Origin of the sequence: Aestuariivita boseongensis (assembly GCF_001262635.1) — a bacterium.
Taxonomy (GTDB): Bacteria; Pseudomonadota; Alphaproteobacteria; order Rhodobacterales; family Rhodobacteraceae; genus Aestuariivita; species Aestuariivita boseongensis.
Genome location: NZ_JXYH01000051.1, coordinates 21,874 through 28,802 on the forward strand (window position 1 = coordinate 21,874; position 6,929 = coordinate 28,802).

Annotated in this window: 4 protein-coding genes; all 4 read left to right on the top strand. The window is 59.6% G+C overall.

Translation table 11 applies throughout. The features are described 5' to 3' along the window. Positions 1-140: 140 nt before the first annotated feature. Positions 141-947 carry a hypothetical protein gene (locus tag TR61_RS16275; RefSeq protein WP_050931581.1) on the top strand — a complete coding sequence of 269 codons (807 nt, stop codon included), beginning with the start codon at positions 141-143 and terminating at the stop codon, positions 945-947. 45 nt (positions 948-992) lie between these two features. Then, on the top strand, positions 993-2,318 hold the full coding sequence (locus TR61_RS16280) for a sulfatase-like hydrolase/transferase (RefSeq protein ID WP_050931582.1): 1,326 nt from the start codon (positions 993-995) through the stop codon (positions 2,316-2,318). A 145-nt stretch (positions 2,319-2,463) separates the two neighbouring features. Then, positions 2,464-4,269, top strand: a complete 1,806-nt coding sequence (locus TR61_RS16285; RefSeq protein ID WP_050931583.1) for an FkbM family methyltransferase — start codon at positions 2,464-2,466, stop codon at positions 4,267-4,269. Positions 4,270-4,409: 140 nt separating this feature from the next. After that, positions 4,410-6,800, top strand: a complete 2,391-nt coding sequence (locus TR61_RS16290; RefSeq protein WP_050931584.1) for an ATP-dependent helicase — start codon at positions 4,410-4,412, stop codon at positions 6,798-6,800. The last annotated feature ends 129 nt before the right edge of the window (positions 6,801-6,929 follow it).

Consider the following 6,929-nt stretch of genomic DNA (forward strand, 5'->3'; position numbering starts at 1 on the left):
TTGACATGGCGCCAAGCCTGGAAAGCCACGGAGTGTCATACCCAAGTTACCAAACCGGAGAGGTGTTCGCGCATCACTGGTTGGCGAAGTCGATAAAGGGGCCACACGCATTCAGAAAGGCCCAGGGCAACATCGCGGGCATGATCGACGTGATCAAAGCGTCCAACCCGCATACCGTCTGCTTTTCCAGCGAGGATTTCGAAACGCATCTGCGAAATCCCAAGGCGCTCGCACGCCTAATGGAGATTGCGGATCAGTTGAACGCCAAACCCGTATTCCTGGTCTACCTGCGAAACCAGGTTGAGTATCTCGAAAGCCTGTACCTGCAGTTCCTGCGGATGGGGCTGGGATTGGATGCGTCCGATGTCATCGACCAGGTGGTTGAAACGGGCCAGTTCGCCTGGCGTAAATGGGTCATTCAATTCGACTATGCCGCGATGATCGACGCTTTGATTGCGACCAACAGCAATGTCATGGTCCGGAATTATCATGCGCTGGAAAGCAATTGCATCATACAGGATTTCCTGACCTGCATCGATCAGCCCGCAGACCTCAAATCAAACGCGGAAAGCAAACGCCTGAATTCCGCGCGGCTCAGCGGTAACCTTCAAAGATTTGTCACCAACCGCGAAGGCAATCTGGATGTTCAGGCCATCGCCGATATCGACAACAAGCTGAGCGGCCTGCGCCCACGCCTTTCGCAAAACGCGCAGCAGCGCCTGAAAGACAGGTTCTGGGCGGGCAATCAGGACATCGAAGCGAAATTCGGTGTCAGTTTGAACCAGAGATTTGGAAGAACCGCCTCGACCAACCCGGTCCCCGTCATCGATCGACTTTTCGCGACCGATACAATCGACTTTCTTTCCCGGTTCTTTGGTATGAATAATCCTGCGGCGGCACAGACGCGTGGTATCGACCTGCCCGAAGACTGGTTGGCCGCGGTATAACGCGGGCCTGATCCGAACGGTTCAATAGTGGGGGCAGGATGACAAATGGCGTCTGAAAGCATGAATATCCTGCTGATAAGCTTCGACGACGCTGTGTCCTACTGGCACTATAAAGACGTGTTCGGCGTCGAACTGCAGACCCCGGCCCTGGACGAGATCTGCGCCCAGTCCACTGCGTTTCACGCGGCCTATTGCCAGTCGCCGGTCTGCAACACGTCCCGCGCAAGCTTCATGACCGCGCAATCGCCGCATCAGCTGGGCTTTGTGGATCCCTGGGACAGGTCCAAGGGCAAGATCTTCGATTTTCTTCCTGTCGAGGAAATGTGGTCTCATCGCCTGAAGTCGGGCGGTTTCTTCTGTTCAAGCGGCGGAAAGGTTCATCACGGGTTCAAGCCGTTGCCGCCGAAAATTCACGAGCAACTGTATTCGGACGAGCGCAAGGGGTTTCACATCGACGTGTCGCTGCCCGCCTCCTTCGAGAAGGTCCAGACAGGCGGCATGGGGGAAGGGCAATCAACCCTGAACCCCGAAAACGACGACTTCTTCTATGACGCCAACAGTGCCAAGTCCTTTGAAGAATTCATAACCAGCTATGACGGCGACCAGCCTTTCTATCGGGAGGTGGGTTTTTACAGCCCGCACATGCCCTTTATCACGCCCGTTCGCTTCAAAGAGATGTATCCGCTGCGTGGCATCCATCAGCCCGCGTCCTGGGACGAGGGCTTCGGGTTTGGGCCATATGCGCAGGAAAAACTGCGGCGGAACTTCGAAGGGGTAAGAAAACGCTACTGGAAGAAAAGCATCCGTAACTATTTCTCGGCCTATAGTCATGGGGATCACAACCTCGGCAAGGTCTGGCGCGCTTTGAAACAGTCCCGGTTTGCAGACAACACGCTGGTCATCATACTGACCGATCACGGCATGCATCTGGGCGACAAGCAAAGGTTCGGCAAGGCTACGCTTTGGGAACAGACCGCCTGCGTTCCCCTGATCATTCACGACCCTACCGACCCGACACCGCGCGTGGTCACTGATCCGGTTGGTCTGATCGACGTCGGCCCCACCGTCATGGATTACATCGGCTATCCCGAAATCGCGCAATCGCCCGGGCGGTCGCTGCGCCGTGCGGTTTCCGAAGGCGCCGCAGACCCCGACCGGGCTGTTCCCACATTCAATCACCACGGTTCGGCCATTCGAAAGGGGGAGTATCGGTTCATCCAATACAACGACGGATCGACCGAATTCTTCAATCTCAGCGATGACTGGTGGCAGCAACATCTGCTGGGAGAGGATCATCCCGACTATGCCGCGATGCGTGAAGCCTTCTTTGAATGCTGCCGGGAATACGGCCAGGAAAAGTTTCCGGACTAGGGGCGGGCGGATGCAGCAATGACACTTCAGGTGAGGCATCAAGGTGACTATCGCGATCAAGCTTTGGCGCGCGCCGCGAAAGGCTTCCTATTCCGCCGGCCAGCCGACATCATGACGAAAACGCCTGTAAACCCGGGGGCAGACCATGCCTGAAGATATGCAGAACCCTGACCATGTGGCGACATGCCTTGGCGTCAAAGTTCCCCCATCGCCTTTTCTGTCCGAAATGCGCATCAACAGGATCAACAAGGCACGCTACGAGGGCGACGAGATCGCAGGCGCGCTGTCCGTGGTCACCGACACGGACCGCGTCCTTGAAATGGGAAGCGGGTTGGGCATCGTCGGTGCTGTGATCGCGGCAAACCGGATGCCCCAGAAAGTGCTGTCGTTCGAAGCAAACCCGAACCTGATCCCGCATATTCTGTCACTGTATGACCTCAACGGCTTGAATGACCGGATTTCCGTGCGCAACGAGGTTGTTCTCAGCGCGGCAGAGCGTCCGGACCCTATCGAATTCCATCTGGCGAACTCGTTTCTGGGCTCCTCGCTTCTGACGCCGAAACGGGGCGTGAAACAGGCGGTGCAAATCCCGACCGTGTCTTTCGATGATGTGCGCAAGGAATTCAGCCCCACTGTTCTGGTGATGGACATCGAAGGCGGAGAGCTGGAGTTTCTGCGTGACGCCGATCTGGACGGGATCCGCGCGATCGTCATCGAGTTTCATCCCGGCGTCTATGGGGTGGAGGGGATGCGCACATGCAAGCAGATCCTCAACAAGGCGGGGTTCCAAAAGGTTTCGGGTGTCTCTACGCGCTTTGTCTGGACCGCCGTGCGGGATCTTGCAGCGATCGACGCGGGGCAGGATGACGGGGCTGAAATCGGTCGCCCACTGCCCGATGGTGGCTGGTCCGAGAGCCTTCAGACCGTCCGAAACGCCATTGTCGTCCCGCCACAGACCAGCGCCTTTGTCCAGCCTGCCGGCATTTTGCACAGCAATGGCGATTACTGCCCGGAAGGCGCGCTATGGCGCAAAAGCAGGCCTCTGACCACACGCCCCGACAGGCCCGAGGGCCCTTTGACACGCCTTGAAGGCAAGTGGCTTTGGGGCGGCGTGCTCTGGCAGAACTTCGCGCATTTCATGGCCGAAAGCACCACCCGTCTCTGGGCGCTCAGCCATATCAACCAGGACGAGTTTCGCGGCATTCTGTTCATTCCCAAACGCCCACGCCTCGCGGGCGCCTCCCGGGACCTGCAGACGGCCTTCTTCGACATGATGGGCAACCGTCTGCCCGTCACAAGCCTGGAAGACCCGGTCGAGGTCGAGGAGCTAGTCGTTCCCGGCCAGGGCTTTGGCCTGGGCGCGATCAGCAGCGGGACGGCCAGCTATCGCAAGGCTGTGCGCGAAAACTTCGCATCCGATGTCGCGCCGCAGGGCGGGGAGAAACTCTATATCTCGCGCAGCGCGCTGGGCCTGCAGCGCGGCAACCTGATCGGCGAACACAAGCTGGAAGCCCTTCTGGAAGAACAGGGCTACGAGATCTACCACCCCCAGAAACACCCGATCGAGGCACAGGTCGCCCGTTACAAGGCGGCTAAGCAGATCATTGCTGCCGAAGGCTCTGCCCTCCATGTCTTTGCTTTTGTCGCGCGAGAGGATCAGAAACTGGCCATGATCATCCGCCGCTGGTCCTATGCCACCACCCTGATCGAAGCGCATCTTCTTGGCTTTGGCGGGTTGCAGCCGGTGGTGATCGACGCGCTGTCGCGTAACTGGACGCTGAAGGCCAACGCGGCCAAACGCAACAGCCTGGGCGAGCTTGACTTCCCCTCCCTGCAGGAAAAGCTGGTGGCCGAAGGGTTCATCACAGTCGGCGACCCGTGGGAGAATCTGCCCGAGGACGAGGTGCGCGAACGGGTCGGCAGCAAATACGAACCCAGCGACGCATCATAGGCAGAACCCCTGCAGGATCGTGGAAGGGCGAACACGGCCCGCGTCCAATGGATCACGCCGGGGAAGACCTGCCAAATCCATGGAACAATTGGTGAACTTCTGTCTTTTCCTTGGCGTCCGCAAACGGTAGGATCACGCGCATGAGCAGCTTTGATGACATGGACGCTTTCGAAGGCGCGTCGCTGTCGGCCCGTGCAATGGCCGCGCGGCCTGCGCCCTATCTTGAGGGGTTGAATCCGGCGCAGCGCCAGGCCGTCGAAACGCTGAACGGCCCTGTTCTGATGCTGGCAGGCGCGGGCACCGGAAAGACCCGCGCGCTGACCGCGCGCATTGCGCATTTGCTGATGACCGGCACCGCGAAACCCAACGAAATCCTGGCCGTGACCTTCACCAACAAGGCCGCCCGCGAGATGAAGGATCGCGTCGGATCCATGCTGGGCCATGCCGCCGAAGGCATGCCCTGGCTGGGCACGTTCCATGCCATCTGCGTCAAGCTGCTGCGCCGCCATGCGGAACTGATCGGGATCGACCCGGAAGGCGACCTGATCACCGGCAGCCGTGACCGCATCCACCTGAAATCAAACTTCACCATCCTCGACACCGACGACCAGCTGCGCCTGCTCAAACAACTGGTGCAGGCCGCCAATATCGACGACAAACGCTGGCCCGCCCGCCAGCTGGCCTCCATCATCGACGGCTGGAAAAACCGCGCTCTGACGCCGGAAAAGGTGCCCGCCGCCGATGCAGGGGCCTACAATAACAAAGGTGTTGAGCTTTACGCCCAATACCAGCGCCGCCTGATCGAGCTGAACGCCGTCGATTTCGGCGACCTGCTCTTGCACATGCTCACCATCTTCCAGACGCATGAGGATGTGCTGGCCCAATACCAACGCTGGTTCCGCTATATCCTTGTGGACGAATACCAGGACACCAACGTCGCCCAATACATGTGGCTGCGCCTGCTGGCAGGCCAACACAAGAACATCTGCTGCGTCGGCGATGACGACCAGTCCATCTATGGCTGGCGTGGGGCCGAGGTGGGCAACATCCTGCGGTTCGAAAAGGACTTCCCCGGCGCCCATGTGGTTCGGCTGGAACAGAACTACCGCTCCACCCCCCATATCCTCGCCGCCGCCTCTGGTGTGATCCGCGGCAACGAAGGGCGCCTGGGCAAAGAGCTGTGGACCGACAAGAACGAAGGCGAAAAAGTCCGCCTGATCGGCCACTGGGATGGCGAGGAAGAGGCCCGCTGGATCGGCGAAGAAATCGAAGCGATGCAGGGCGGCACCCGTGGCCTGCGGCCCATCGACCTGAATGAAATGGCCATCCTTGTCCGCGCCTCCCACCAGATGCGGGCATTCGAAGACCGTTTCCTCACCATCGGCTTGCCATACCGCGTCATCGGCGGCCCGCGCTTCTATGAACGGATGGAGATCCGCGACGCCATGGCCTATTTCCGCGTCGTGACTTCTCCAGACGATGATCTGGCGTTCGAACGCATCGTCAACACCCCCAAACGCGGGCTTGGTGACAAAGCGCAGCAAACCATCCAGCGCACGGCACGATCAAACGGTGTCAGCCTTGTCGAAGGCGCGCGGCTGGCCGTTCAGGGCGGGCTGATCAAGGGCAAGGGCGGCAACGAACTTTCCCAACTGGTCGATGACATCGCCCGCTGGGGCCGCATGGCCGGTGAAAAGGACATGACCCATGTGGAACTGGCCGAAATCATCCTGGATGAGAGCGGCTACACCACGATGTGGCAAAACGACAAAACGCCCGAAGCGCCGGGGCGTCTGGAAAACCTCAAGGAACTGGTCAAGGCGCTGGAGGCGTTCGAAAACCTCCAGGGCTTCCTCGAACATATCGCGCTGGTGATGGATAACGACAAAGCCGATGCCGATCAGAAAGTGTCGATTATGACGCTGCATGCCGCCAAGGGCCTCGAATTCCCCGCCGTCTTCCTGCCGGGCTGGGAGGACGGGCTTTTCCCCTCCCAACGCTCCATGGACGAAAGCGGCCTCAAGGGCCTCGAAGAGGAACGGCGCCTCGCTTACGTTGGCATCACCCGCGCCGAGGAACTCTGCACCATCTCCTTCGCCGGCAACCGTCGCGTCTTTGGGCAATGGCAATCCCAGATGCCGTCCCGCTTCATCGACGAACTGCCCGAAGACCACGTTGAGGTTCTCACCCCGCCTGGCCTTTATGGCGGCGGCTATGGGGCGGCGATGCCGCAAAACACCATCGAGACCAAGGCGGCGGAGGCCAATGTCTACAACTCCCCCGGCTGGAAGCGCCTGCAGGCGCGCTCTGGCCAGCACGGTCTCAGCCAGCCGCGCGAAAGCCGTAACACGGTGATCGACGCCACCGCCGTGTCCGCCTTCACCATGGGCGAACGGGTCTTTCACCAGAAATTCGGCTATGGTGCCATTATCGGCATCGAAGGCGACAAGCTGGAAATCGATTTTGAAAAGGCCGGCATCAAGAAAGTCGTCGCCTCCTACGTGTCATCCAGCGACGACATCCCGTTCTGACCTCACTCCTTCTTCTTTCCTGAAACAAGTCGCAGGCCGCTATTGTCGCGCCATTGGTACGGGCGGCAATGGCGTCGTGCCGGCCCCCAATCCTACCCCGAACAAAAAGAAACGGCGGCTCCAGGGAGG